Annotated in this window: 26 protein-coding genes and 4 tRNA genes; 19 read left to right on the top strand and 11 right to left on the bottom strand. The window is 51.2% G+C overall.

Annotated elements, in window-relative coordinates:
- Nucleotides 1-18 precede the first annotated feature (18 nt).
- Nucleotides 19-1,077 carry a purine-nucleoside phosphorylase gene (locus ACVBEF_RS05320; protein ID WP_447122902.1) on the bottom strand — a complete coding sequence of 353 codons (1,059 nt, stop codon included), beginning with the start codon at nucleotides 1,075-1,077 and terminating at the stop codon, nucleotides 19-21.
- Nucleotides 1,078-1,321: 244 nt separating this feature from the next.
- On the opposite strand from ACVBEF_RS05320, the gene ACVBEF_RS05315 reads away from it, so the two are divergent.
- Nucleotides 1,322-2,206 (top strand): DMT family transporter, encoded by an 885-nt coding sequence (locus ACVBEF_RS05315; RefSeq protein WP_447122901.1) that lies wholly within the window; start codon nucleotides 1,322-1,324, stop codon nucleotides 2,204-2,206.
- Here ACVBEF_RS05315 and ACVBEF_RS05310 read toward each other — a convergent pair.
- Entirely contained in the window at nucleotides 2,203-2,856 is a 654-nt protein-coding gene (locus tag ACVBEF_RS05310) for an ABC transporter ATP-binding protein (RefSeq protein ID WP_447122900.1), read from the bottom strand. The two genes, ACVBEF_RS05315 and ACVBEF_RS05310, sit on opposite strands and share 4 nt — an antisense overlap.
- Before the next feature lie 470 nt (nucleotides 2,857-3,326).
- Between ACVBEF_RS05310 and ACVBEF_RS05305 the strand changes: the two genes are divergently transcribed.
- Together ACVBEF_RS05305 and rhuM are read left to right on the top strand one after the other, a co-directional pair.
- Entirely contained in the window at nucleotides 3,327-4,907 is a 1,581-nt protein-coding gene (locus ACVBEF_RS05305; RefSeq protein ID WP_447122899.1) for an isocitrate lyase, read from the top strand.
- 126 nt (nucleotides 4,908-5,033) lie between these two features.
- Nucleotides 5,034-5,522: a RhuM family protein gene (rhuM, locus tag ACVBEF_RS05300; RefSeq protein ID WP_447122898.1), complete on the top strand. Its 489-nt coding sequence runs from the start codon at nucleotides 5,034-5,036 to the stop codon at nucleotides 5,520-5,522.
- 28 nt (nucleotides 5,523-5,550) lie between these two features.
- On the opposite strand, the gene ACVBEF_RS05295 is transcribed toward rhuM, so the two are convergent.
- Nucleotides 5,551-6,684 (bottom strand): PDDEXK nuclease domain-containing protein, encoded by a 1,134-nt coding sequence (locus ACVBEF_RS05295; protein ID WP_447122897.1) that lies wholly within the window; start codon nucleotides 6,682-6,684, stop codon nucleotides 5,551-5,553.
- A 153-nt stretch (nucleotides 6,685-6,837) separates the two neighbouring features.
- Between ACVBEF_RS05295 and ACVBEF_RS05290 the strand changes: the two genes are divergently transcribed.
- Nucleotides 6,838-7,983, top strand: a complete 1,146-nt coding sequence (locus ACVBEF_RS05290; protein WP_447122896.1) for a RelA/SpoT domain-containing protein — start codon at nucleotides 6,838-6,840, stop codon at nucleotides 7,981-7,983.
- Nucleotides 7,984-8,122: 139 nt separating this feature from the next.
- On the opposite strand, the gene glmS is transcribed toward ACVBEF_RS05290, so the two are convergent.
- Nucleotides 8,123-9,940 carry a glutamine--fructose-6-phosphate transaminase (isomerizing) gene (gene glmS, locus ACVBEF_RS05285; protein WP_447122895.1) on the bottom strand — a complete coding sequence of 606 codons (1,818 nt, stop codon included), beginning with the start codon at nucleotides 9,938-9,940 and terminating at the stop codon, nucleotides 8,123-8,125.
- Nucleotides 9,941-10,111: 171 nt separating this feature from the next.
- Between glmS and ACVBEF_RS05280 the strand changes: the two genes are divergently transcribed.
- Entirely contained in the window at nucleotides 10,112-10,576 is a 465-nt protein-coding gene (locus ACVBEF_RS05280; RefSeq protein ID WP_447122894.1) for an Lrp/AsnC family transcriptional regulator, read from the top strand.
- A 29-nt stretch (nucleotides 10,577-10,605) separates the two neighbouring features.
- Here the strand turns inward: ACVBEF_RS05280 and glmU are convergent, their stop codons facing one another.
- From glmU to ACVBEF_RS05255, 5 genes are all read right to left on the bottom strand, one after another.
- Complete coding sequence (gene glmU / locus ACVBEF_RS05275) at nucleotides 10,606-11,964, bottom strand: bifunctional UDP-N-acetylglucosamine diphosphorylase/glucosamine-1-phosphate N-acetyltransferase GlmU (RefSeq protein WP_447122893.1); 1,359 nt, start codon at nucleotides 11,962-11,964, stop codon at nucleotides 10,606-10,608.
- Between the two features lie 217 nt (nucleotides 11,965-12,181).
- Complete coding sequence (locus tag ACVBEF_RS05270) at nucleotides 12,182-12,514, bottom strand: YegP family protein (RefSeq protein ID WP_447122892.1); 333 nt, start codon at nucleotides 12,512-12,514, stop codon at nucleotides 12,182-12,184.
- A gap of 295 nt (nucleotides 12,515-12,809) precedes the next feature.
- On the bottom strand, nucleotides 12,810-13,796 hold the full coding sequence (gene ttcA, locus ACVBEF_RS05265) for a tRNA 2-thiocytidine(32) synthetase TtcA (RefSeq protein WP_447122891.1): 987 nt from the start codon (nucleotides 13,794-13,796) through the stop codon (nucleotides 12,810-12,812).
- The gene (locus ACVBEF_RS05260; RefSeq protein ID WP_447122890.1) at nucleotides 13,793-14,224 is read right to left on the bottom strand and encodes a dihydroneopterin aldolase; all 432 of its coding nucleotides are present in this window, start codon (nucleotides 14,222-14,224) and stop codon (nucleotides 13,793-13,795) included. The genes ttcA and ACVBEF_RS05260 overlap by 4 nt, the downstream gene beginning before the upstream one ends.
- Nucleotides 14,225-14,265: 41 nt before the next feature.
- On the bottom strand, nucleotides 14,266-15,051 hold the full coding sequence (locus ACVBEF_RS05255; RefSeq protein ID WP_447122889.1) for an SDR family NAD(P)-dependent oxidoreductase: 786 nt from the start codon (nucleotides 15,049-15,051) through the stop codon (nucleotides 14,266-14,268).
- Between the two features lie 140 nt (nucleotides 15,052-15,191).
- Here ACVBEF_RS05255 and ACVBEF_RS05250 point away from each other — a divergent pair, with 140 nt between their 5' ends.
- Nucleotides 15,192-16,352 carry a class I SAM-dependent methyltransferase gene (locus ACVBEF_RS05250; protein ID WP_447122888.1) on the top strand — a complete coding sequence of 387 codons (1,161 nt, stop codon included), beginning with the start codon at nucleotides 15,192-15,194 and terminating at the stop codon, nucleotides 16,350-16,352.
- A gap of 68 nt (nucleotides 16,353-16,420) precedes the next feature.
- A complete protein-coding gene (locus ACVBEF_RS05245) occupies nucleotides 16,421-16,615 on the top strand; it encodes a DUF2905 domain-containing protein (RefSeq protein ID WP_447122887.1) in 195 nt (64 codons plus the stop codon).
- 4 nt (nucleotides 16,616-16,619) lie between these two features.
- On the opposite strand, the gene kefC is transcribed toward ACVBEF_RS05245, so the two are convergent.
- A complete protein-coding gene (kefC, locus tag ACVBEF_RS05240) occupies nucleotides 16,620-18,482 on the bottom strand; it encodes a glutathione-regulated potassium-efflux system protein KefC (RefSeq protein ID WP_447122886.1) in 1,863 nt (620 codons plus the stop codon).
- 35 nt (nucleotides 18,483-18,517) lie between these two features.
- A complete protein-coding gene (gene kefF / locus ACVBEF_RS05235) occupies nucleotides 18,518-19,138 on the bottom strand; it encodes a glutathione-regulated potassium-efflux system oxidoreductase KefF (protein WP_447122885.1) in 621 nt (206 codons plus the stop codon).
- Between the two features lie 268 nt (nucleotides 19,139-19,406).
- Here kefF and ACVBEF_RS05230 point away from each other — a divergent pair, with 268 nt between their 5' ends.
- The 12 genes from ACVBEF_RS05230 (at nucleotide 19,407) to rplL (ending at nucleotide 26,239) form a co-directional block, all read left to right on the top strand.
- The gene (locus tag ACVBEF_RS05230) at nucleotides 19,407-20,474 is read left to right on the top strand and encodes a gamma-glutamyl-gamma-aminobutyrate hydrolase family protein (protein ID WP_447122884.1); all 1,068 of its coding nucleotides are present in this window, start codon (nucleotides 19,407-19,409) and stop codon (nucleotides 20,472-20,474) included.
- A 203-nt stretch (nucleotides 20,475-20,677) separates the two neighbouring features.
- Nucleotides 20,678-20,763, top strand: a tRNA-Tyr gene (locus tag ACVBEF_RS05225).
- A 45-nt stretch (nucleotides 20,764-20,808) separates the two neighbouring features.
- Nucleotides 20,809-20,882 (top strand) — tRNA-Gly (locus ACVBEF_RS05220).
- Between the two features lie 84 nt (nucleotides 20,883-20,966).
- Nucleotides 20,967-21,041 (top strand) — tRNA-Thr (locus ACVBEF_RS05215).
- A gap of 126 nt (nucleotides 21,042-21,167) precedes the next feature.
- Nucleotides 21,168-22,364 (top strand): elongation factor Tu, encoded by a 1,197-nt coding sequence (gene tuf, locus ACVBEF_RS05210; RefSeq protein ID WP_447122883.1) that lies wholly within the window; start codon nucleotides 21,168-21,170, stop codon nucleotides 22,362-22,364.
- A 138-nt stretch (nucleotides 22,365-22,502) separates the two neighbouring features.
- Nucleotides 22,503-22,578: transfer RNA gene (locus tag ACVBEF_RS05205), tRNA-Trp, on the top strand.
- Nucleotides 22,579-22,617: 39 nt separating this feature from the next.
- A complete protein-coding gene (gene secE, locus ACVBEF_RS05200) occupies nucleotides 22,618-22,998 on the top strand; it encodes a preprotein translocase subunit SecE (protein WP_447122882.1) in 381 nt (126 codons plus the stop codon).
- A gap of 71 nt (nucleotides 22,999-23,069) precedes the next feature.
- Nucleotides 23,070-23,606, top strand: coding sequence for a transcription termination/antitermination protein NusG (gene nusG / locus ACVBEF_RS05195; RefSeq protein WP_447122915.1), 537 nt, complete (start codon nucleotides 23,070-23,072; stop codon nucleotides 23,604-23,606).
- 172 nt (nucleotides 23,607-23,778) lie between these two features.
- The gene (gene rplK, locus ACVBEF_RS05190) at nucleotides 23,779-24,210 is read left to right on the top strand and encodes a 50S ribosomal protein L11 (RefSeq protein ID WP_447122881.1); all 432 of its coding nucleotides are present in this window, start codon (nucleotides 23,779-23,781) and stop codon (nucleotides 24,208-24,210) included.
- On the top strand, nucleotides 24,210-24,905 hold the full coding sequence (gene rplA, locus ACVBEF_RS05185) for a 50S ribosomal protein L1 (protein ID WP_447122880.1): 696 nt from the start codon (nucleotides 24,210-24,212) through the stop codon (nucleotides 24,903-24,905). The genes rplK and rplA overlap by 1 nt, the downstream gene beginning before the upstream one ends.
- Before the next feature lie 352 nt (nucleotides 24,906-25,257).
- Complete coding sequence (rplJ, locus tag ACVBEF_RS05180) at nucleotides 25,258-25,794, top strand: 50S ribosomal protein L10 (RefSeq protein ID WP_447122879.1); 537 nt, start codon at nucleotides 25,258-25,260, stop codon at nucleotides 25,792-25,794.
- Nucleotides 25,795-25,870: 76 nt separating this feature from the next.
- Nucleotides 25,871-26,239 (top strand): 50S ribosomal protein L7/L12, encoded by a 369-nt coding sequence (rplL, locus tag ACVBEF_RS05175; RefSeq protein WP_447122878.1) that lies wholly within the window; start codon nucleotides 25,871-25,873, stop codon nucleotides 26,237-26,239.
- Nucleotides 26,240-26,564 lie beyond the last annotated feature (325 nt).

The raw sequence follows: 26,564 nt of genomic DNA, 5'->3' as shown, positions 1-26,564 counted from the left end.
AGATGAATGACTGCACGCTTATCGACGTGGTACCCCATGACGCCATTCGCCCCAGTGCAACACGATGTCCTGCACCAGCGGATTACCTGCGCGGTATAGATTCTCTGTCGCTGGCGCAAAGCCGCCCTGATCCGCATAGTTGAGCAGATTGTCGGCACTGGTCTGGCCCTGATACGGCCGATCAAAGTCCGACCCGGTGCGCAACGCCGCCACGCGGTTCAAATCCACCCGCTTTGCGCCAGAGGCACGCTTCAATGCCTCGAAGGTAGCGTTGTCTTCTTGCGCCGTCATGCAATAGACGCCCTTGTCATCGGTCAGTATCTTGGTCCATTGACGCATGCGCTCACCAAGCAGCGTACCCGACCACCATGTATTGCCGGACGCAATATCGCACTGGACGACCGACGGCGGCTGGTTCGCTGGCGCATAGGTAAACTTCGCCCGCGCGCTCTGCGCTTGTGTGCTATCGGCCAGCGCAACGTGACGCGATAGTGCAAACGCGGTATCGGCCAGTGTCGCATTGAGCGCAAAGACTTCGTTGCGATAGTCGAGCGGTGGCTTCTCAGTCGGACTCTTGGTATTGATGCCGAGATAGCCGGTTTTCCATTCGGCTGGCATTTCACGCGCATCGAGCTCCCACTGAAGCCCGGAATCGACCAGATACTTTGCCCACGCCGCCGAACCGACAGTACCGCGAATAGGATCGACGCCTGCAATCCCCGCAATCAAAAAATACGTATGACGCAGATCGAAACGCGATGAGAACGTCAACGCCATGATCGACGCTGACGCATTTGCGTAGCCCATACCGGTGGTGATGACGCAGACATCCTGTTTGTTGCAGTGGACATCGGAATAGTCGGGCGACAGACCCGGCACCGCAATAGCTTGCCACGGACCGAGGCGGTCTAGCCAAGGCTTTGCTTCCGGCCCGAACATTGAAACAATCATTACTTTGACCGGGCGAGCCTGTGTATCGGTTAGTGCAAGTGTGTCGCTGCCGTGCGCGATGGACTGGGTAGTCGTGACGGCAGCAAGCGAGAACAGAACTGCGGGAAAGATAGAGCGTGTCAGCATGAGTCTTCCTTATGGAGGGTGCGGTTGATGAGAACTGGTCAGCGATGATCAGACACGGTTTCAGCCGGGGTGGGAAGTGTCGTTACGGTTACGGTAACAACTAGCGCGCTTTGCGCAAAGCTCTTTTTAGCTGAACGTAGTTTGTGATGGTTGGAGGACATCGATTGTTACCTCTTTCAAACCGCATCAGAGACCGTTTCGCAGCGATAATCAACGCTGTTATCACCCTTTATTAAGATGGCCTATGTCCTCGACCCGCGTGACGTTATTGACTCTGTTAGCCATGCTGGCGTTTGCCGGCAATTCAGTATTGTGTCGCCTTGCTTTGCGGCAGACATCCATCGACGCCGCCAGCTTCACGGCGATACGCTTATTGTCGGGTGCGCTGATGTTGGTCTTGCTGGTGTATTTTGGCCGTCGCGCCGCAGCCCGGAGTGTGACCAGACGCGCTGATCCTTTCGTCCTTGGCGGTAACTGGCTATCAGCGTGTGCGTTGTTTATCTACGCCGCCGGATTTTCGTTTGCTTACGTGACTTTGCCCGCAGGAACCGGGGCCTTGCTACTGTTTGGTGCGGTACAGGCAACCATGCTGCTGGCGGGATTCTGGTCCGGGGAGCGGCTCAGTGTGCGTCAGGGGAGCGGTCTGTTACTGGCGCTTGGCGGACTCGTCGCCATCATGTTGCCCGGCGTATCAGCGCCGCCGCTGCAAGGCGCATTGCTGATGCTGGCCGCCGGTATGGCCTGGGGCCTGTATTCATTGCGCGGGCGCGGTGTTGCCGATGCAACCAACGCTACCAATGCCACGGCAGGCAATTTTTTGCGGGCTGCACCCTTGGCGGTGGTACTCAGCGTTGTTCTGCTAGCGCACCAAAAACTGGACGGCATGGGCGTACTTTACGCAGTGCTATCGGGGGCGATCACGTCCGGAATCGGTTACGCGATTTGGTACACCGCCCTGCGTGGATTGACCGCAACCCGCGCCGCTTCGGTGCAATTAAGCGTGCCCGTGATCGCTGCACTGGCTGGTGTGGTGTTCTTGCATGAGGCCATTACGTTGCGGCTGCTGGTGGCTTCGGTGGCGATTCTGGGCGGGATTGCATTAGTGGTGCTGGACCGACGGCTTGGTTAGTCTCCTAAATCAATTGTCATGATGCAGCTCACGTTGGTTGGCGCGACGTAGTCGGCCATGATCAATGCGCGTGCGCGATCTTGCGCCGCGTCTGCCAACCGTTGTGTCACAAACCGAATCGAAGCGTGGTCAAGCGCCGCAAAGGGCTCGTCAAGCAGCGTCACCTTGGCACCCGAGGCAAAAGCCGCCGCCATCCAGACTTTGCGTTTCGATCCGGTCGAGAGCATATAAATAAACTTATCCAGATGCGGTCCCAGCGCTAAGCCGTTTATCAGCTCGGCTAATACCTTGTCATCCCATTGCGGATAGCGCAGATGCAGCGATTTGAAGTAATCAACCACGCTGATCTGATCCAAGACTTCCGAGCGCGGATCGGTCCAGAATATCTGCTGCCGGTAAGCGATTGGATCATCGTCTAAACGGACATCGCCTATCTGTAGTTGTCCTTGCGCCGCTGATAATTCTCCCGCCAGCAAACGCAGCAGGGTGGTCTTGCCGCTGCCGTCGCCGCCGCCGATGAATGTGACTCCGGGTGGGATGCTTGCGGACCAGTTGTTAAATAGTATGCGTTGCGGGTGACTGAAATAGAGAGCGTCGACTTGAAGCAGCGTTGGCGTGGGGGTGACAAGACGTTCGATGGGAGGACTCACTTTTATGTTGGAAATAGAGGTTCAAGTGCCACAAGTATAGGGGGGGGCAAAACTACATGCCTATATTCGTCTGATTTGCATGAAACCTCATTGGAACGTGGATGATGGCAACGTTCTTTTAGGGGGATGGTTTTCTTGCCGAAAGTGCCACTTTTCCACGATACGACAATTCAATTCCACATTATGATATGCGCGCGTCGTAAAAATCAGAAAATTCTTATCTATTTTTGAGAGAACTACTCCACAAAGCAAAAATAAATATGTAAGTCATTGAAAATAAACAGATTAATTTATGTCCTATGTCTTATATAAGACATAGGACATATGCAAAAAAGCGGCTATTATTCTTACATGCAGTTTTGCTTCTGCTCCAGCGCCTCTTCATTGCCAGGGGGAAAGCAGCACACCCGATACCGAATCATTGTTCTTCATTTTGCTTTTAATCTTGCTTTATTACCGAGGATATACTCATGTCACAATATCAAGACGATATCAACGCCATTGCCGGTCTGAAAGACAAACAAGGTAGTGCCTGGAACGCCATCAATCCTGAATCCGCTGCACGCATGCGCGCCCAGAATAAATTCAAAACAGGTCTCGATATCGCCAAATACACCGCCAAAATCATGCGCGATGACATGGCGAACTACGACGCTGACTCGTCCAAGTACACCCAGTCTTTGGGTTGCTGGCACGGTTTTATCGGTCAACAGAAGATGATTTCGATCAAGAAACACTTCAACAGCACCGACCGTCGTTACCTCTACCTCTCCGGCTGGATGGTCGCCGCCTTGCGCTCAGAGTTCGGCCCGTTGCCAGACCAGTCTATGCACGAGAAGACAGCTGTTGCCGACCTGATCAAAGAACTTTATACATTTTTACGTCAAGCCGATGCACGTGAGCTGGGCGGTTTATTCCGCCAGTTAGACGCCGCAAAAGACGCTGACAAGCCAGCGATCCAGGACAAAATTGACAACCACATCACCCACGTAGTACCCATCATTGCCGATATCGATGCCGGTTTCGGTAACGCGGAAGCGACTTACCTGATGGCCAAGCAAATGATTGAAGCCGGTGCATGCTGCATCCAGATCGAAAATCAGGTTTCCGATGAAAAGCAGTGCGGCCATCAAGACGGTAAAGTCACCGTCCCGCACGAAGATTTCTTAGCCAAAATCCGCGCAGTACGTTACGCCTTCCTGGAACTCGGCATCGACGACGGCGTCATCGTCTCGCGCACAGACTCATTAGGCGCAGGCCTGACCAAGCAAATCGCAGTCACCCGTGAGCCGGGCGATTTGGGCGATCAATACAATTCCTTCCTCGATGTTGAAGAAGTCTCGACCGAATCGATGAGCAACGGTGACGTTGTCATCAAACGCGACGGCAAGCTGCTGCGTCCTAAGCGTTTGCCGAGCAACTTGTTCCAGTTCCGCGCCGATACTGGCGAAGAACGTTGCGTATTGGATTGCATTACCTCCCTACAAAACGGTGCCGATTTACTCTGGATCGAAACAGAGAAACCACATATCGCCCAGATCGGCGGCATGGTCAGCGCGATTCGTAAAGTCATTCCAAATGCCAAGCTGGTCTACAACAACAGCCCGTCATTCAACTGGACCCTGAACTTCCGCCAGCAAATTTTCGACATCATGAAAGGCGAAGGCAAAGACGTTTCTGCTTACGACCGCGCAGCCCTCATGAGTGTTGAGTACGACGCAACGGAACTGGCAATTGCCGCCGACGAAAAAATCCGCACTTTCCAGGCGGATTCTGCCCGCGAAGCCGGTATTTTCCATCACCTCATCACGCTGCCGACGTATCACACTGCCGCGTTGTCGACTGACAATCTGGCGAAAGACTACTTCGGTGACCAAGGGATGTTGGGTTATGTTGCCGGCGTTCAGCGCAAGGAAATCCGTCAGGGTGTCGCTTGTGTGAAGCATCAGAACATGGCTGGGTCGGATATTGGTGATGATCACAAAGATTACTTCAGTGGCGATGCTGCGCTGAAGGCGTCTGGTAAAGACAATACGATGAACCAGTTCTGATTGTTGGTTTGTTGTGTGGAAAAAGCTCGCTTCGGCGGGCTTTTTTTGTGTGCGGGGTGGGTGTGCGGTTGAGTGGGGCGGAATAAAACGTTAGAGTCAGCCCAAGAAAAATGTTTGAGCTGAGCAGTGCTACTTGTTGCGGTGGCACGCTACGAGGGCAAGACTATCTGGCTGACACAAAAGTTGATGGCTGAATTGTTTGTCGTGGATATCCGCACCGTCAGGGAGCATACGAAGAATATTTTTATCAGTGGAGAGTTAAGCGAAGAATCAGTTATCCGGAAATTCCGGAGTACTGTTGCCGACGGCAAAAAATACCTGACCCAGTTCTACAGTCTCGACGCCATCATTTCGGTAGGTTATCGGGTAAATTCTGTCCGTGCCACCGAGTTCCGCCAATTACAACGAATCAGTTCACTGATTTATTGTGTGAAACAGATCGCAGACGGCCTCGATAGCCTGTTGGCTTCAAACATCGGCGGCAGTTATTCGGAAAAGCCGAACAACTGCCGCTTCGACCAGTTCCCTATCCGCAAACATGTTTTTGATATGCTCGCTGATTGTCGCTTTTGTCTCATCAAACAGCTCTGTCAACTGCTTTTGGCCCAGTTATAGTAAGAGGACGCTTCGATTTTTATATTTATCAGAGTTCCTGTTGGTTTTCTATTAGCGCCCGCTCGCGTTGAATTTCGCGTTGAAGCGTTTCTTCGCTGGGCAGGGTGAATTGATATTTGGCTGCAAACAGTTGCTGGCTGTCGCTCAGGACAGAGTAACGTGCAACAGCGGCATTTTTTTCGGAGCAGAGGATCAGCCCGATGGTGGGATTGTCACCCTCCACCTTGTTATGCGCTTCGTACATGCGCACATAGCCATCCATCTGGCCAATGTCTTGATGCGTAAGTTCGCCGATTTTCAGGTCGATTAGTACAAAGCACTTGAGCAGGTAATTATAGAAAACAAGATCGACGTAAAAGTCCTTGTCATCAAAACGCAAACGCTTTTGTCGTGCAACAAAAGAAAATCCACGCCCCAATTCCAATAAAAAGTGTTGCAACTTGTCGATGATGGCTTGTTCGAGCTGGTTTTCGTATAGTTGCGGCATCTGTGGCAAATCAAGAAACTCCAATACATAGGGGTCTTTGAGCATGTCTAGCGGGGTAATTTCAGGCGTGATTTTACGACCGCCTGCGAGCAAGGCGGCTTTGTCGGTGCTTGCCAAAAGGCGCTCGTAAAATAAGCTGCCAATTTGTCGCTCCAGCTCGCGCCGCGACCAGTTTGACTGTGCCGCTTCAGTTTCGTAAAACTGGCGGGCGGTACGATTCTCTACCCGCATCAGAGCGCGATAATGCGACCAACTCAGATTGGGATGAAAATCTGGCAGCAATTCGCTACCCGCCGGGTAGCTTTTTTCATTTGTAGCAACGGAGGCCACCGATTGGCTACCCGATGGGTCGCCAATCGCGCCAATCTGGTCGGTGTACGTCAGATAGAACTGACGGAAATTTTTCAGATTGGCAGCGGAAAATCCTGGACCATATTGTTCAGTGAGACGTATCGCCAAATCGGTAATGACAGTATTGCCGTATTGCGCCCGCGCTTCGCCTCCTTGTAACATCTGCACGATTTCACGCCCTATCAACCAGTACGTGGTGACCGTTTCATGGTTGACGACGCGTAAGACTCGCTCGCGTGCCGACTCCAGAATGTGAGCGACGCGGTCAAACAGCGAGTTTATTTCGCGGCTCTCTGCAGGTAATAGTGGTGATGATTTTTTCATAAACGTTGCCTTGAGGCAGTTAATTTAGCTTTCGCACGTGCCAGTTTCAGATTTAAATCATGATTTTGGTCACTAAATAATATAAAGATTACATCTTTTTTTAACTGCTATATCCTTAGTGCCATACAAATAACCGGTCAAATCGGCATCAAAATGGAAAAAATGTATTCGGGAAAGGCAGTGGCAAGGGCTGGGGAAAAATTAGTTGATGAAGAATTAATTAAAAGAACGGAGGAATATTCTGCGGCTATGGATGTTTTGTCATATTGGCGTTTCAGTCATGAGAAGCCACTTGATGTTGCATTCAATATGCTTCAGAAGATTACGAATGGAATAGATAAGTCTGCGATTTTTGCTAAACGGCTAAAGCGTTATGTATCTATCGTGTCGAAGCTTCGTCGTTTCGATCAGATGAAGTTAAAAAACATGCAAGATATTGGTGGTTGTCGGGCTATTGTTAAAAATGAAAAAAAACTTCGGCAAATCGTCAAGGAGCTGAGGAAGCAATCTTCATTCAAGAATTCAGAGGGAAAAATTAGAGCTAAAGACTATATCAAGTATCCGAAAGAAGACGGTTATCGTGGATACCATTTAATCGGACAATTTTCCGATGGCTACAGTGATAAGAGGAGCATTGAATTTCAGGTTAGAACTGTTCTTCAACATGATTGGGCGACGACTCTTGAAATTGTGGATTTATTTACAGGACAAGCGCTTAAGTCAAATCGAGGTGAAGCCGATTGGAAAAATTTTTTCCGCCATGTCAGTAAGCAATTTTCTATCATGGAAGGGATTCATCTCTTTGATGCGTTAGATGATCATAAAAAATTTGTAACTTATCAAGAACTCGTTTTTCAGAGACCGGATTTAATTGAGTCTTGCAGGGATGCTCAAAAATTTTGCAAGAATCTTGGTGTCGTTAATACCCTTCAAGCCTATGCTCAGTCGTTAAAAGTGATAGACGATAGGCTAAATGAGATGCCAATTAATGGCTATGCATTGATCGAAGTTGATACACCAAAAAAACAGGTGAGCTCTACATTGTTCAGCGATGATATGAATGCGGAAGCAGAGGAACGCTATACCAAAGCAGAGAAAGCAGCAGCCACATCTAAGGGTTTAGTTATCGCGCTTGTCTCAACTACAGCGGTTGGTGGATTAAAAGAGGCATATCCCAACTATTTTGCAGATTCAACAGAGTTTGTTAAATACTTACTTTTTATAACCAACGTAGTTCTTCCGAAGTCAACGGCCGAGTCGTGGCTAAATTTTTGGAAATTATTTGACCATCCTAAATAATAAAAGTTATGTCGCTTTTATTTGAAACTGACTCAATGATGAGGGTTGGCCAGCAGTATCCAAATACTGGCACCAACGACCTTCAAGCATCATCACCGGACTCGGTTTGCATGATCGCCAATACGTTTTTCTTTCCTCCTCACTCCACCGTCACCGACTTAGCCAAATTCCTCGGCTTATCCACATCCGTCCCCCTTACCAACGCCGTGTGATACGCCAGCAATTGCAGCGGAACCACATGCAGAATCGGTGACAGCAAACCATAGTTTTCCGGCAACCTAATCACATGCACCCCTTCGCTGGAGTTAATGCGTGAGTCGGCGTCGGCGAAGACGTATAACTCGCCGCCGCGGGCGCGGACTTCTTGCATGTTGGATTTGAGTTTTTCGATCAGGGTGTCGTTGGGGGCGACTGTGACGACTGGCATTTCTTCGGTGACGAGGGCTAGCGGGCCGTGTTTTAGTTCTCCGGCGGCGTAGGCTTCGGCGTGGATGTAGGTGATTTCTTTGAGTTTTAGTGCGCCTTCGAGGGCGATCGGGTAGTGGATGCCGCGGCCCAGGAAGAGGGCGTTTTCTTTGCGGGCGAAGGCTTCTGCCCATGCGACGATGTGGGGTTCTAGCGCCAGTACGCTTTGGAGGGATGCGGGGAGGTGGCGCAGCGCTTTGAGGTGGGTTTGTTCTTGTTCTTCGCTGAGGCGGCCTTTGGCTTGGGCGAGCGCTAGCGTGAGCAGGAACAGGCCGACCAATTGGGTGGTGAAGGCTTTGGTGGAGGCGACGCCGACTTCGACCCCGGCGCGGGTGATGTAGGCCAGCGCGCATTCGCGCACCATGGCGCTGCTGGCGACGTTGCAGATGGTGAGGGTGTGCAGCATGCCGAGGGCGCGGGCGTGCTTGAGGGCGGCTAGCGTGTCGGCGGTTTCGCCGCTTTGGGTGATGGTGACGACTAAGGTGTTGGGGTTGGCGACACTGTCGCGGTAGCGGTATTCGCTGGCGATTTCGACGTTGACCGGGATTTTGGCGACTGATTCGATCCAGTATTTGGCGGTGAGACCCGCGTAGTAGCTGGTGCCGCAGGCGAGGATCAGGACGGAGTCGACTTGTTTGAAAATGCCGAAGGCGTTGTCGCCGAATAGCTCGGGCATGATGGCGGTGACGCCTTCTAGCGTGTCGGAGATGGCGCGCGGTTGCTCAAAAATTTCTTTTTGCATGTAGTGCTGGTAGGGGCCGAGTTCGACCGCGCTGCTGAACGCGTGGACGGTTTTGACTTCGCGCTCGACCGGTTTGCCGTCAACATCGACGATCCAGACACGTTGGAGTTGTAGATCAACGACGTCGCCTTCTTCCAAATAAATAATCTGATCGGTGGTGCCGGCGATCGCCATGGCGTCGGAGGCGACGAAGTTTTGGCCTTCTCCCACACCGACGATTAATGGTGAGCCTTGGCGGGCGGCGACGACGCGGTGCGGTTCGTTGACGCAGAAGACGGCGATGGCGTAAGCGCCAGTGAGGCGTTTGACGGCTTGCTGGACCGTTTCGAATAAGTCGCCGGTGTACATTTTATCGACCAGATGGGCGATGACTTCGGTGTCGGTCTGGCTTTCGAAGACGTAACCGGCGGCTTGCAATTCTGCGCGCAGCTCGTCGTGATTTTCGATGATGCCGTTGTGGACTAGCGCGATGCGGTCCCGGGAAAAATGCGGGTGGGCGTTGTGCGTGGCCGGTGCGCCGTGGGTGGCCCAGCGAGTGTGGGCGATGCCGGTGTAGCCTGCTAATGCTGATTTTTCGATTTGGCTTTCGAGGTCGGCTACGCGCGAGGTGCTGCGTGAGCGTTGTAATTTGCCATCAACGTGGAGCGCGACGCCGCAGGAGTCATAGCCGCGGTATTCGAGGCGCTTGAGGCCTTCTAGCAAGATGGGGGTGACATTATGTTGGGCAACAGCGCCGACGATTCCGCACATGAGAGGCCTTTTATAGAAGTGAGTAGATTGGATAAGTGCTTATCTTATGCTGAAGATGATGAAATAAATGATCTAAATTATTTAAAATTTGACGTATTATTTCTTAGTAATTTATTGATGAAATATTTATTTAAATATTTCTATAATTTGTTTATTTATTTCACTACGATGATGAATATTATTCTTGATGGACTGGATCGACGGATTTTGAACGCGTTGCAAACCGATGCTGCACGGACTAATCAAGAGTTGGCGGCGCACGTCCATGCGTCTGCGCCGACATGTTTGCGGCGAGTCAAGCGCCTGACCGATCTGGGCGTGATTGTGCGGCAGGTGGCGATTGTGGCCCCGGAAAAGGTGGGGGTCGGATTGACGGCGGTTGTTGAAGTGACGCTGGACTTGCAGGGCGATGAGCATCAACTGGCGTTTGAGGCGTTGGTGGCGAAGGTGGTCGGGGTGTTGCAATGCTATCGGGTCTCGCCGGGGCCAGATTTTGTGTTGGTGGTGCAGGTGGTGGATATGTCGGCGTATCACGCATTGGCGCACCAGTTGTTTGCAGCGCAGAAGAATGTGCGCAACGTGAAGGCGTATTTTTCGATACTGCGGAGCAAGTTTGAAACCAGTATTGCTGTGTGATTTCAACGCTTGTCCGCCTTGCTCATAATTTATTTTTTTATCTTTACCGGGCGCTGCCAGCCTTCTATCGTCATTTGTTTGCTGCGCGAGACGGTGAGTTGTCCGGCGGGGGCATTTCTGACCAATGTAGTGCCTGCGCCGATAGTCGCGCCTTTGCCGACGGTGACCGGGGCGATGAGTTGCGTGTCGCTGCCGATAAAGGCGTCGTCTTCAATCACGGTGCGCGATTTGTTGACGCCGTCGTAGTTGCAGGTAATCGTGCCTGCGCCGATGTTGACGCGCGCGCCTATGGTGGCGTCGCCGATGTAGGCTAAATGGTTGGCTTTACTGCCTGCGGCAATCTGGGTGTTTTTGACTTCGACGAAGTTGCCGATATGGACGTTTTCGTTGAGTGTGGTGCCGGGGCGCAGCCTGGCGTAGGGGCCGATTTGCGAGGCGGTGCCGACGGTGGCTTGTTCGATGTGGCAGAACGGTTTGATGGTGGCGCGGTTACCGATGTGGGCGTTGATGATGACGCAGTGGGCGCTGATGGTGACGCCATCGTCCAGTGTGACGTTGCCTTCGAATACGCAGCCGACATCGATGGTGACATCGCGTCCACAAGTCAGCGTGCCGCGTACATCTAGCCGTGCCGGGTCGAGTAGCGTCACGCCTTGCTCTAGCAGGCGATTGGCGATGCTGCGTTGATGCACGCGTTCTAGTTCGGCTAGTTGGACTTTGCTGTTGACGCCTAAGGTTTCCCAGATGGCGTCGGGCTGGGCTGAGACGACGGGCGTGCCGGCGGCGACGGCGCTGGCGACGATGTCGGTCAAATAATATTCGCCTTGGGCATTGTCGTTGGATAAATTCGCCAGCCATAGTTTTAGCTGGGCGGTGGGCGCGACCATGATGCCGGTGTTGCATTCGGTGATGGCGCGTTCGGCCGGGGTGGCGTCTTTTTGTTCGACGATGCGGACAATATTGCCATCTTCTCGAACAATGCGGCCATAACCAGTGGGGTCGTCCAGTTGCACGGTCAGGATAGCGAGTTTGTCTTTACCGGCGGCGCTGACGAGGCGTTGCAGCGATGTGCTGGAAGTGAGCGGGACATCGCCGTATAACACCAGCGTCGGGACGGCGTCATTAAGTTGTGGGATGGCTTGCGTGACGGCGTGGCCGGTGCCGAGTTGTGGTTCTTGTTTGGCGAAGACGACGTCACTGGCACTGAATTGATTGAGGACTGCGTCGCCGCCGTGGCCGTAAATGATGCATAAGCGGGTCGGTGACAAGCTGCGGGCTGTGTCGATGACGTGGCCGAGTAGCGGTTTTCCGGCGAGTGGGTGGAGGACTTTGGGCAGTGCAGATTGCATGCGTTTGCCCATTCCGGCGGCGAGGATAACGACATTCATAGAGGAGCTTTGCTTAACAAGAGGTGAAAAATTTTAGCATGCGGGTTGTCTGCGGATAGACGCTGTGACGCGCTGTTACCAAATAGATACAGCGGTTTTTGGCGATCTTGGCGACTGGGCTATCTCCGAGGATTTTGTCCTGTTTAAACGAAAACTTCCCATCGAAAGCATGTCGCTGTCAGATTTGGCTGTGAGGTTTCCGTTTCAAGTTTCCGCTTCAGGTTTCATTAATAACGGTACTCGTCGGACCATTTTTTTTGACAGCGGAGATCGCAATGTCGCGTGCACCAGTGGTGGTGTACATCAGACTGTGACCGATAACCTGGTGGTTTGCTGCGATCAAATTGAAGTAAAACTTGCCGTTGGCGGCTTGATTGCGGCTGTAATGGCTATCTTGCACGCTGTTGGTCTGGACCGAGGCGATGGCATTTTTAGCCGATGCCTTTGCTGCGTAAGTTTCACTGGTTAATACCGTGTCGCCGTTGGCAGCGGTCAAAACAAAATAAAACTGTCCGTCGCTGTCCTTTTTGAGGGTATAGGAAGCGGGCATATATTTCTTCTCCGATGGTCATGAGAGAGGAATGACGGAAATTATCTCTATATGCTGAGACTAAGACAATTGACCGTAAACCCTCAAGGCAAATAAGCGAGACCAACACCTGTAGGGCGAGTGCAACAATCGCTGAAACGGGAAAAATGTTAGTAGACAGACTCTGATTATATCGCTGGCTGGAACATTTGATTGAAAATTTGCAAGGGTTTTGTATACCGTAATTAACCGTTTAAGAGCAATTAAAACGGTTAATTACGACGTGCAGCTTTCATGGTATTCAGCGCTTGCAGATTTAGTCCACAGATTGCAAAGGAATAATCCCCGATATGGTGTCAGTCGGCACGGCGCAAGGTTCGTCGTCAAAGGCGATGTCGCCGTTGGGGTCGGCGATGCCGGTGGCTTTGAGGCCGACGAAGTCGAACAGGTTGCGATCCATCAAATGCGATGGCGCTGCCGTTGCGAGTGAGGCGAAGATGTTGTCGACCCGGCCCGGATGTTTTTTCTCCCAGTCGCGCAGCATGCCTTTGATTTGTTTGCGTTGCAGGTTTTCCTGACTGCCGCATAAATCGCAAGGGATGATGGGGAACTGTTTGACTTCGGCGTAACGGCTGAGGTCGGCTTCTTTGACGTAGGCTAAAGGACGAATGACGATTTGCTTGCCATCGTCCGATTGCAATTTGGCGGGCATGCTTTTTAACTTGCCGCCGAAGAACATGTTGAGGAAGAAAGTTTCCATGATGTCATCGCGATGATGACCCAGGGCAACTTTGGTCGCGCCCAGTTCTGTGGCGACCCGATACAGAATGCCGCGGCGCAGGCGTGAGCAGAGCGAGCAGGTGGTTTTGCCTTCGGGGATGACGCGCTTGACGATGCTATAGGTGTCCTGATTTTCGATATGGAAAGCTACGCCGAGTTTGGTCAGGTATTCCGGCAGGATATGCGCTGGGAAATTCGGCTGCTTTTGGTCGAGATTGACGGCGATGATGTCGAAATTGATCGGCGCGCGCTGGCGCAGCGTGATCAAAATATCCAGTAACGCGTAGCTGTCTTTGCCGCCTGATACACAGACCATGATTTTGTCGCCGTCTTCAATCATGTTGAAGTCGCCGATGGCCTGGCCGACTTGACGGCACAAACGCTTGTGGAGTTTGTTGTTTTCGTGGGCGATTTTTTCGACTTGTTTCGGGCTTGGCGCTGCGGCGTCCGGGCTAGCCGGGTTTGCTGGCAGCGTCAGATCAAGCAAGTCAGGGTCGAAAAACGATTTTAGTACGGATGTCATGCTGGCTCCGGCGGTGTTGATGTTGGTGTGTTGCTAAAAGGTTTGATGCGGAATACTTCAACCCCCACTGAGTCGCAATCGTTATAGGCATCCGGTTTTTCGGTAATCACGCGCACGGCGCGGACTTTGGGGTGGGCCAGTAAGGCGCTGGCGAGGTCGTCGCAGAGGGTTTCTTGCAGATGAATATGGCCTTGCTCCATGCGTCTGGCAACCGTGTTGCGCATGAAATCGTAGTCAACCACTTCCTCTAATTGATCGTGACTTGGGGTGGAGAGTGCCAGCGGGATGAACAAGTCAACGCTGATCAAGGCCCGTTGTTCGCCCTTTTTCTCAAATTCAAAGACGCCGATATTAATCTGGACTTCGTAGTTGCGCAGAAACAGGCGGCGGCAGTCGCTAAGGTCGGGATGAATGAGTGCAGATGTCATGGTGTCGGTCAGTCAGAGTAAGGGGATGGCAGCGAAGGTGCTTAAAGGGATTTCCAGGAGCGGGCGCGCAGATGTTGGCCGTTATCCATCAATAAAGTGGTGCCTGTCATCGCCGATGAGTTGGCAATAAAACAGACGCTGGCGGCAAGGTCATCGGCGCTGGTGGCAGCGCTTAGTGCCGGAGACGTACAGTCTGGTGCGGCCTGTGTCAGATCAAAGGCGGGGGCTATGCCGACCACGCGCAGGCGCGGGGCAAACGCCAAGGCCAGCAATTGCGTGGCGCTGTGCAGCGCGGCTTTCGATAATGTGTAGGATAAAAAATCCGGCTCCGGACTGAATAACTTTTGATCCAGCAGATTGATCACCACCGCTTGTTTGCCAACCGGCGTGGCGGCGTGCAAAGCTTGTGTGAGCAGCATCGGGGCCGTGAGGTTGCGGCGCATGTGCAGCTCGATCTGCATGGCTGAAAAATCAGCGGCGCTGTCTTCTGCAACGAATGCGGCGTTATTGACTATGCAGGACAAGCCGCCGAGGGCTGCGATGACGCGTGACACCAAGGCTTTGGTTTCGGTTTCATCGTCGAGATTGGCGCAGATGGCGAGAGCGCGGCGGCCGGTAGCTTCACATTCGTTGACTAAGGCCTGCGCGGCGATGGATATGTCGGCACCTTGATAATGCAGCGCGAGATCCCAGCCTTCTGCGGCCAAGGCGCGTGCAATGATGCAACCGAGGGGGCTGGCGGCGTCGGTGACTAATGCGATCAATGCGACTTTGGCTGCTGTGCTTGTTTTAGCAGCAGATGAGGGATGAATAGGGGATGAACTCATAAACTTGGCATTCGTTGTGGTACGATTTTTTTGTTGCGATTGTCAGGATGACTAACTATATCGGCGCATTCTTTGAAAAATAACGTCGAAGTGACGATGACGTTGTTATCGCAGCGCCGATATCTCCTACAATATCGGCCATGCAACTGCAACTACCTACCGCTTCTGTCGAAGCGCAGCACGCCTCGGGCCTGCTGCACCAACTCATCGCCGCCGAGATTGGCCAGCATCATGGCTGGATTTCGTTCGCGCATTATATGGATTTGGTGCTGTACGCGCCGAATCTCGGTTATTACAGCGGCGGCGCGGCAAAATTGGGTAAAGACGGTGATTTTACAACCGCGCCTGAGATTACGCCGCTTTTTGGCGCAACTCTCGCCCAATTGGCAACAGAGTTGATTGCTGCGCCAGATGCGCCATTGGCGGCGCAAATATTGGAGTTTGGTGCCGGAACCGGGCAATTGGCCTTTGACATCCTGACCGAATTGCAGGCCAGCGGGCATGCTGTGGATGCCTATTACATCGTCGAACTGTCGGCGGAATTGCGCGCCCGGCAGGAACAAAAGCTGCGTGGGTTTGCGCAAGTGCAATGGTTGGATCGTTTGCCGACGGCTTTTTCGGGCGTGGTGTTCGGCAATGAAGTGCTCGATGCGATGCCGGTTGAGTTGGTGGTGCGGGGCGAGTCTGGCTGGTTACAGCGCGGTGTAGGGTTAGGCGCTGAATCACAGTTTGTCTATATTGATCGACCGGCAGACCCGACGCTGGTGATGCAAATTCCCGACGCGGAGGCACTGAGCGTGGGTTATCTGACCGAGGTGCACCCGGTGGCGATTGGATTCATGCATTCGTTGGCGGCAATGCTGACGGCGGGTTCGGGCGGTGTTGCGGTGCTGGTGGACTATGGTTTTCCGGCCTCGGAATATTATTTAGGTCAGCGCGATCAGGGAACATTGATGTGCCACTATCGTCATCATGCCCATCCCGATCCATTTTATTGGCCGGGTTTGCAGGATGTGACGGCGCATGTGGATTTTACGGCGATGGCGATGGCGGCGGTGAATGGCGGGCTCGATGTACTGGGATACACCTGTCAGGCGGCCTTTTTGCTGGATGCGGGGATTGCCGAGTTGCTGCTGCGGACCTCGCCAGAAAACGCATTGGCATATTTGCCGCAAGCTAATGCCATGCAGAAACTCATATCCCCGGCGGAGATGGGGGAGTTGTTCAAGGTGTTGGTGGTCGGAAAAGAGGCGACGTTGCCGACCCGTTTTGCCCGTAATGATCGTTGTCATCGGCTTTAATGGGCTTGATGCCAATGTAGTATCTTTCCCATCGTCATCCTGGCCGGGACTGCAACTGAAGGAACACAATGATACGTTGGGTTTTGGTGATTTTTCTTGCCATTATTATTTTCTCAAGTGCCTTGCCGTGGCTGGAAAAGCTGGGCATCGGGCGCTTGCCGGGTGACTTCCGCTTTAAATTGTTTGGTCGGATGTTTTCGTTGCCGTTTGCCTCGACGATATTGATTTCCACAGTGGTGTTTTTGCTAGCAAGATTTTTGTAGCGCGCTAAAGTTGCCGGTGATCACGTAACGTCGCATTTTGGTCGTCGTCCATGTCTTTTTGAATGGCATCGCCCCAACCATCGGTCCCATCCTCATCGCGCAACATCCGATCATGCGCAAACATTTCTGCCAATTCTTCCCGCGCTTGCTTTGCCAGCGACACCATTTGCTGCTGATCTTTGTGATGCGGATAGATGTCGTGGACGGTTTGCAGGTTGTGTGCACGAAATTTCATCGCGGCACAACGCGCCTGATAGGCACCAAAGCCGAGTTGTCGTAAGGCTTGCCGACCAAGCTGCAAGGCTGAGTCAAAGGTTTCGCGCTCAATGACCGTCACGCCCAAATCCATTAAATCGTAGTAGTGCGTAATATTGCGTGCGCGTGCCGCAATGGTGAGTAACGGATAAGCATGCCGTACAGCTGCGATGAGTCGCAAACTGCCAGCGGTGTCGTCAATGGCGACGATGAGCAAGCGCGCTTTGGCTACGCCAGCGGTGCGTAATAAATCGATGCGGGTGGCGTCGCCATAAAACACTTTGAAGCCATATTTGCGCAGCATATCAATCTGATCAGGGTCGTGATCGAGGATGGTCAGGCCGATTTTGTTGGCATGCAGCAGGCGTCCGATAATCTGGCCGAAGCGCCCAAAGCCGGCGATGATCACCGGATTTTCATTGTCGTCAATGACGTCATCGGGACGTTGGTGTGCGGCGAAGCGGGGGGCGATTATCTTGTCGTAAAAAATCAATAGTAAGGGCGTAGCCACCATCGATAGCGCAACGACGACGACTAATATGGAAGAGGTCTCTGGCTTCAAGACCTGCGCGGTGGCGGCTGCGCCAAAAACGACGAAGGCAAACTCACCGCCTTGCGATAACAGGACGGCAAACAAAAATTGTTGCGCGCGGGGAATCTTAAATAATTTGCTCAGCGCGTAGAGCACGCACATTTTGATGAGCAAAAAACCGCCGACCAATCCCAGTATTAACCACGGATTGGCCAAAAACACACCGAAGTCGACCGACATACCGACGGCGATAAAAAACAGGCCCAGCAATAAACCTTTAAACGGCTCCAGATCGGTTTCCAGTGCGTGGCGATATTCCGAATCGGCCAGCAGCACGCCAGCTAAAAATGCGCCTAACGCCATCGACATGCCTACCCATTCCATCAGTAAACCAGTGGTAATGACCAGCAGCAGGGCAAAGGCGGTAAAAATCTCACGCAGGCCGGTTTTGGCGATCATGCGGATCAATGGCCGGACCAGAAAACGGCCACCGAAAATCAGGGTGACGATGACGGCGACGGTTTTGCCAGCGTCGAGCCAGCCTGCGCCGCTGCCATGTATTGCTGCCACGCCGAGCAACGGCACAATCGCAATCATGGGAATGGCGGCGATATCCTGAAATAACAGGATCGAAAAGCTTGCCGAACCGGCTGGCGTTGTGGTCAGTTTGCGTTCGGCCAAGGTTGCCAAAACGATCGCGGTGGATGACAGGGACATCCCGAGCGCCGCGATGAGGGCGATTTTCCAATCAACGCCAAAACCGATGGCAGTGCAGGATAGTGCCAGCGTGACGAGGCCGACCTGGGCGCTACCCCAGCCGAAAATCGAGCGCCTTAATGACCACAGGCGTTTTGGCTCCAGCTCTAGCCCGATCAAAAATAGGAGGAGGACGACGCCGAATTCAGAAAAATGCAAAATAACTTCGACGCCATCGATGAGCCGCAGCCCCCAAGGGCCGATAGCCATTCCGGCTAACAGGTAGCCCAGCACTGCGCCTAGTCCTAACCGTTTGGCAATAGGGACCGCTGCGACGGCTGCTGCCAGATAAATTAATGCGTTTAATAACAGGCTTTTTTCCATTGCTTATTTTGCTTTTTCTTGTTTTTGCGTGGGGTTTAGACGCTGATCGCTGCTGTTGCGTCCAATTCAGGCCAGTCTGGATAGCAGGCGAGTCGGTCGCGGTACAGCGCCAGGTGCGCTGAGAGCGTGGCTTCGTCGACCTGATGCGCGCCATGCAAAATATGCGGCGGCAGCCAGCGCATGCCGCACAGTTCCGCCGTTTGTCGGAACGGCGGCAGGAAGGCGGAAAACGGCCAGCGATGCAGTCCGTTTTCTTGATACGCATCCTCGCTGGCACCTGTGGTGGCGACTAGCCAGTAATCTTTGCCGCGTAAGGCATCGCCACCCGGCCCGAAGGCCCAGCCTTGGGTCAGGACCGTATCGGTCCACTGCTTGAGCAGCGCGGGCATGCTGTACCACTGAATCGGATGTTGAAATACGACCAGATCGGCCGCCGAGAGCAAGGCTTGTTCGTGGCGCACGTTGATATGAAAATCGGGATACGTCTCGTATAGGTCATGTAGGTGCACGTTAGCGAGCATGTTTGCGGATTGGGCAAGTTGGCGATTGACGCGAGACCGATGCGGTGCGGGGTGCGCATACAGGATCAGGATAGTTGGCGCGGTACTCATGGCTGTTTCTTGCGTAGTGGTGGGCTGAATTGGTATTTTGCTCATTTGTACATATTTCTACAAATGAAAATATGACTGGGATTGGATGTGAATACTAAGTGAACAAACCAAGCCTATACTTTGGCAAGAATTTTTTATTCATTCTCATTGGATAAGTTTAGCCAGTATAACCAGCGGATTGCGTGAAATTGCGCGGGAATGTGAGATTGGGTAAGTGTTGGGGTGTAACTTCACGATGATGCGTAAAATCTGTGGCTACGGAAAGTTCTACTGTGGCAAGTCTGCCGATATTCCTTTTTAAATTTTCGACATCATGACCGATATAAAAAAAACCGATTCAATTTCTACTCCCCTTGTCAGTTCAGATGCTGCCCCAGCACTTGAGTCTGGGCCTGTGACGCTACCGGTTGATCCGCCGTCACCACCAACGCCTCCAACGCAATCAACAAAATCACCTGAGCAACCTGCTTTTTATACCGGTTTAAGCGCGCTCGGGGCAAAGTCGGGCGAGGAGGCGCCATGGTCTCAGACCTGGAAGCTGCTCGTTGCACGTTTCAAGGCCATCTCGGATAAGGCTGGTCGCCGGATGATGCAAAGGACGCTGAAAATCGGCGTCTCAGCACGTATTTTTCATCCCGAAGAGGGTGCAAAAGGACTACGCGGGCGCACGTTGCAATATCTGGAGGAATCGATTGCGCAATGGGTGATGTCGCGTGATGTTCTCGTCTTCATGATCCCGACGGTGAATACAAACGGCCTGGTTCACCCGAGCAGTATCCGCTTGCGTGACTATGCCAAGCATTTAGACGGTCTTGTTTTGCAGGGTGGTGCCGATGTGTCGCCGCAAAGCTATGCAGAAGCAGCAACCCGCCCGGAGTGGGGCGGTGACCGCGTGCGCGACATGTATGAGCTTGAGTTGCTGCATGAGTTTATAGAGGCGGGTAAGCCGGTGTTGGGTATTTGCAGAGGCTGTCAATTAATTAATGTCGCCTTGGGTGGCACGTTGTATCAAGACATCGCAACGGATGTGCCGAGCTCCATCGTCCACGTCAATGACGAATACGATCGGCTGCACCACGCGATTCAGTTTCCGCCGGGATCCTCACTGGCTGGATTGTTTGGGTCGCATAGCGATACGCGCAAAGAATGGGTGGTCAATTCTATTCATCACCAGGCGGTGAAAGATCTGGGGCGCGATCTTTCGGTTGAGGCAGTGTCAGGCGTTGATAATATTACTGAGGCAATTCGCTATCGGAAGGCACCGTTTGTCATGGGTTTGCAATGGCATCCGGAGTTTCATCGTGCCGGAGGGCCGGAGTTACTCGATTGCACACCGATTTTAGATGGTTTTTTACGGGCCGCGCGTGAGACGCGTTTTTAAAAAGGCAGTTGGCAGGATTTGTAAAATATCTTAAATTTATTTCGCGCTAGCGGTTGTTTATTTGAAAATCATCGTTGTATAATGTCCGGCTTGGTTTTAGCTGCGTCTTTGTTCGATAAACTGGATTTTCAGAATATTCAATAATAGTAGTTAATAATGGTTGACAAGCGAAAAGTCTTTCAATATAGTCTTGGGTTCCGTGCGGAGGGGTGGTCGAGTGGTTAATGGCAGCAGACTGTAAATCTGCCCTCTTGCGAGTACGCTGGTTCGAATCCAGCCCCCTCCACCAGTTTCGGAATTAGTGCAGTAAATGTAGCGGATGAAAAAACAACTCGCGGGTGTAGCTCAATGGTAGAGCAGAAGCCTTCCAAGCTTACGACGAGGGTTCGATTCCCTTCACCCGCTCCAGTTTAGTTGTACATGAGTTGCAAGAGAAGTTGTCAGTTTATAAGTTGAACGTGTTGCTGGCATTAACGGCACACGCGCAATATAGCCCTTGTAGCTCAGTGGTAGAGCACTCCCTTGGTAAGGGAGAGGCCACGTGTTCGATCCACGTCAAGGGCACCAGGTATAGAGCCATTCACAGTGCCCGGTTCGTGTAGTGTAGCGCTGTATTAGTCAGTCGGTAGTACTCAATGTAATGCAATCGGGCTCGTGCCTGAACATTCTCATCAAATCTTTAGGAGTTCCAAGATGGCAAAAAGTAAATTTGAGCGGACCAAGCCGCACGTGAATGTGGGCACGATTGGCCACGTTGATCATGGTAAGACAACCTTGACAGCAGCGATCTCAAAAGTGTTGACGTTGAAGTTTGGTGGCGATTTGCGCGACTTCAATACAATTGATTCAGCCCCGGAAGAAAAGGCGCGCGGTATTACGATTAATACATCGCACGTAGAGTACGAAACACAAAACCGTCACTATGCACACGTTGACTGCCCAGGCCATGCTGATTATGTGAAAAACATGATTACTGGCGCGGCGCAAATGGATGGTGCGATTCTGGTGTGTTCGGCGGCAGACGGTCCTATGCCACAAACGCGTGAGCACATTTTGTTGGCGCGTCAAGTTGGTGTTCCGTACATCATTGTGTACCTGAACAAATGCGACATGGTCGACGATGCAGAGCTGCTTGAGCTGGTTGAAATGGAAGTGCGTGAGTTATTGGTCAAGTATGAATTCCCAGGCGACGACCTGCCAATTATCCAAGGTTCAGCTAAGCTGGCATTGGAAGGCGACAAAGGTCCATTGGGTGAAGAGTCGATTATGAAGTTGGCCGATGCATTGGACAGCTATATTCCTACGCCAGAGCGTGCTGTTGATGGTGCGTTCTTGTTGCCGGTGGAAGATGTGTTCTCGATTTCAGGCCGCGGTACAGTTGTGACCGGTCGTATTGAGCGCGGCATTGTCAAAGTGGGCGAAGAACTGGAAATCATCGGCATCCGCGACACACAAAAGACGACATGTACTGGCGTTGAAATGTTCCGTAAGTTGCTGGATCAAGGTATGGCTGGTGATAACGTTGGTATTCTGTTGCGCGGTACTAAGCGTGAAGATGTTGAACGTGGTCAAGTATTGGCTAAGCCGGGTTCGATCAAGCCGCATAAGCATTTCACTGGCGAGATCTATGTGTTGTCGAAAGATGAAGGCGGTCGTCATACTCCATTCTTCAACAACTACCGTCCACAGTTTTACTTCCGTACAACGGATGTGACTGGCTCGATCGAGTTGCCAGAAGGTAAAGAAATGGTGATGCCGGGCGATAACGTTTCGATTACCGTGATGTTAATCAACCCAATCGCGATGGAAGAAGGCCTACGCTTCGCTATCCGTGAAGGTGGTCGTACGGTTGGTGCTGGTGTTGTTGCTAAGATATTGGCTGATAAATAAATAAAAATATGCGCCACAAATTTGGATTTATCCGTTTTGTGGCGCTAATGTTTTGCAAGATCGCTGTAAAGAAATAATTAAGAAAAAAGTGTTCTTTGAGTTAAATAAGCCAAGTAACTCAATGAAGTGTTAAGCGTTAGGGGTGTAGCTCAATTGGCAGAGCGCCGGTCTCCAAAACCGGAGGTTGGGGGTTCGATGCCCTCCGCCCCTGCCACCAATTCAGGTGTAGGGTACTGAAAGTATAAATCCACGTATGTCTAACCACCCAGTCCAAACTGTCAGCCCATCCGGCGACAAACTCAAAGTTGTATTGGCAGTATTAGCTGTCGTTGCCGGCATAGTCGGCTTTTACTTTTTGTCTGATAAGTCAAGCGTAATACGTGCAAGTGTTTTAGTTGCTGGCTTGCTTCTGGCGATTGCGCTAGCATGGAGCTCTACTCAAGGCCGTGAATTTCTAAGTTTTGCCAAAGAAGCAATACGCGAAACTAAAAAAGTAGTCTGGCCTACTCGCAAAGAGGCAATGCAAATTACAGGGATCGTTTTTGTCTTTGTACTAGTCATGGCAATTTTCTTGTGGGGGACTGATAAGCTCCTTGAAGTTTTACTGTACGACGTGATTTTGGGTTGGAAATAATAATGACTGAAAGCACAAAAGACGACGCACAAGCAACGCCGGTAGAAGTTACGACACCGGCGTCTGCGCCTATGGGCAAGAAGCGCTGGTATGTTGTGCATGCTTATTCTGGTATGGAAAAAAGTGTGATGCGCGCTTTGATTGAGCGTGCTGAGCGTGCGGGTATGCAGGAGCAATTTGGTCAGATCCTGGTTCCTACCGAAGAAGTGATTGAAGTCAAGAATGGCCAGAAGTCAGTAACTGAACGTCGTTTCTTCCCAGGCTATGTTTTGGTTGAAATGGAAATGACTGATGAGACATGGCATCTGGTAAAGAATACAAATAAAGTAACCGGTTTTATTGGCGGTAAGTCGAACAAACCAACACCTATTCCGCAGCATGAAGTTGATAAAATCATGCAACAAATGCAAGACGGTGTAGAGAAGCCTCGTCCGAAAGTGTTGTACGAAGTGGGTGAGTTGGTTCGTATAAAGGATGGTCCTTTTACTGATTTCAACGGTAATGTCGAAGAAGTCAACTATGAAAAATCACGCGTGCGCGTGACGGTAACTATATTCGGTCGTGCTACACCAGTTGAGCTGGAGTTTGGGCAAGTCGAAAAAGTCTAATTTTTAGACAAGCACAAATCAAACAAAAGAATTTGCAGTGATGTGCCCAGCGGAGCGCAGTAAATTCGAAGAATATACAAATTCGCTGTTTTGTTATTAGTAAGAGAGGAGCCCAATTAGTTCAGATAACTGAGCGAACAGGCGCTAACACTCAATCAACGTAGGAGCCATCATGGCAAAGAAAATCATTGGTTTTATCAAGCTGCAAGTTCCAGCTGGTAAAGCAAACCCATCCCCTCCGATTGGTCCAGCACTGGGTCAGCGCGGCCTAAACATTATGGAGTTCTGTAAAGCGTTTAACGCGCAGACCCAAGGTGTTGAGCCAGGTCTGCCAATTCCAGTCGTGATCACTGCTTTTGCAGACAAGTCTTTTACATTCGTGATGAAGACTCCTCCTGCAACTATTTTGATCAAAAAAGCTGCTGGTATTACCAAAGGTTCGGCTAAGCCGCATACCGATAAAGTTGGTTCAATCACCCGCCAACAAGCAGAAGATATCGCTACACAGAAGAAACCAGATTTGACTGGTGCTAATCTGGAAGCTGCCGTGCGTACCATCGCCGGCTCTGCTCGTTCAATGGGCATCACGGTAGAGGGACTGTAATGGCTAAGTTAACAAAACGCGTAAAAGCGATGAAAGCAAAGATTGATCGTACTAAGGCTTATCCATTTGATAACGCTATTGTACTCATCAAAGAATGCGCAACTGCTAAGTTCAATGAGTCAATCGACGTATCCGTTCAATTGGGCGTTGATGCGAAGAAATCGGATCAAGTTGTTCGTGGTTCTGTTGTATTGCCAGCCGGTACAGGTAAGAGCGTGCGTGTAGCCGTTTTTGCATCTGGCGAAAAAGCTGAGCAAGCAAAAGCAGCTGGTGCTGATGTTGTCGGTATGGAAGATCTGGCCGAGCAAATCAAGGCTGGTAATATGCCTTTCGATATCGTTATCGCTTCGCCTGACACTATGCGTATTGTGGGTACTCTGGGTCAAATTCTTGGACCACGTGGTTTGATGCCTAACCCGAAAGTTGGTACTGTCACTCCTGACGTTGCTACTGCGGTCAAAAATGCAAAAGCCGGTCAAGTGCAATATCGTACTGACAAAGGCGGTATTATTCACGCCACTATCGGTCGTAAATCATTTACTGATGCGCAATTGAAATCGAATTTGTTAGCACTTATCGAGGCATTGAGCAAAGCTAAGCCAACAACTAGCAAAGGTGTTTACCTGCGTAAGGTATCGCTGTCGTCAACGATGGGTGCTGGTATCCGCGTTGAGCAAGCTAGTTTGGTTGCCTGATAAAGGAATAAAGTCCTGATATCACTTTGAGTGAACTTTGTGCTCCGGAGTTAGATATCAGGCGAATCTTTGGGCTGGATTGGCATAAGAAATATGGCAATCCAGACAATCAAAGACCGTTGGGCTGAGTGCATGAAGGTGGTGCGCAAAGTTAAATTCCAAACGAGAAATACATATCGATTGGTACCCAACGCAGATGGTGTACCCGAACAAGTTTTGTAGTCTCAACACTGTTGCGTTAATAGCGTGCTAGTACTGAACTCCTAACTTCGGACGCCGTGTTCGAACCGATGTGAGGTGAGTAACCAATTATGGTTATGTCGTTGCCGAGCATCATTTATGGAGGTTGATCTTGAGTCTCAATCTGAATGACAAAAAGGCCGTTGTAGCTGAAGTTTCTGCAAAAGTGAAAGCTGCGCAGACTATCGTACTGGCCGAATACCGTGGCATCCAGGTTGGTCACTTGACGCAACTGCGCGCCAATGCGCGTACCCAAGGTGTGTACCTGCGTGTATTGAAAAATACATTAGCTCGTCGCGCTGTTGAAGGTACCGCTTTTGCTGAACTCGCTAAAGAAATGACTGGTCCGTTGATCTATTCGATCTCGGTTGATGCCGTTGCTGCTGCTAAAGTCCTTGCTGACTTTGCAAAAACCAACGACAAACTAGTCGTCAAGGCGGGTAACTACGCTGGCAAGTCGCTTGATAAAGCGGCTGTTGTAGCGTTGGCAAATATTCCAAGTCGTGAGGTTCTGCTGGCCCAAGTTGTGGGCATGTTGCAAACACCGATCTCTGGATTTGTGCGTGCTTTAGCTGCTTTGGCAGCCAAAAAAGAAGCCGAAACCGTTGTCGCTACTGAAGTTGTGGCCGATATCGAAGTCACTGCTTAATTAAAAGCTGTGTTTTGGCGCTTTTTTAGCGTTAGTACCAATTAGATGTAGTTATTAATAAATTTAGGAGTTTTAAATGGCATTTGACAAAGACGCATTCCTGGAAGCAGTTGATGGTATGACTGTTTTGGAATTGAACGACCTGGTTAAGGCATTCGAAGAGAAATTTGGCGTATCGGCTGCAGCTGTTGCTGTTGCTGGTGGTGGTGCTGCTGCTGTTGTTGCTGAAGAGCAAACTGAATTCACAGTTATTTTGACTGAATTTGGCGCGAACAAAGTTGGCGTAATTAAAGCTGTTCGTGAAATCACTGGTCTGGGCTTGAAAGAAGCTAAAGATCTGGTTGACGGTGCACCGAAGCCAGTTAAAGAAGCGGTTTCTAAAGCAGACGCTGAAGCAGCACAGAAGAAATTGGTTGAAGCTGGCGCTAAAGCTGAAATCAAGTAATTTTGATTTCACAATGCGTTACCGTTATGGTGACGCAGGAGTCAAAGTGCAGAATCCCTCGTAAGTGGGGATTCGGCTTTGGCTCCTTTGTCGTTTTCGATTTTATTGTACTGAGTCTTGATTGCGCGTCCTAGTTGACTCTCGACCAGGTTATAGCGTTCCTTTTGCAGCCAAGCTCGAAGGGCTGAGACTTGAGGTTTCGTAGCTGTTGGGTTTTATGGTTTGTTAGAGTAACTAGCTAGAAAATTTGGTTAGTTGCCAGACACAGCTGCATTACTTATCGAATCCTGAATTCTCTATCCTTCCTGTCACTCACGGAGTGTCC

Source organism: Glaciimonas sp. GG7, assembly GCF_052976905.1.
The sequence above is the reverse complement of the archived record's forward strand: the minus strand, read 5'-3'. Positions and strand labels throughout refer to the sequence as shown.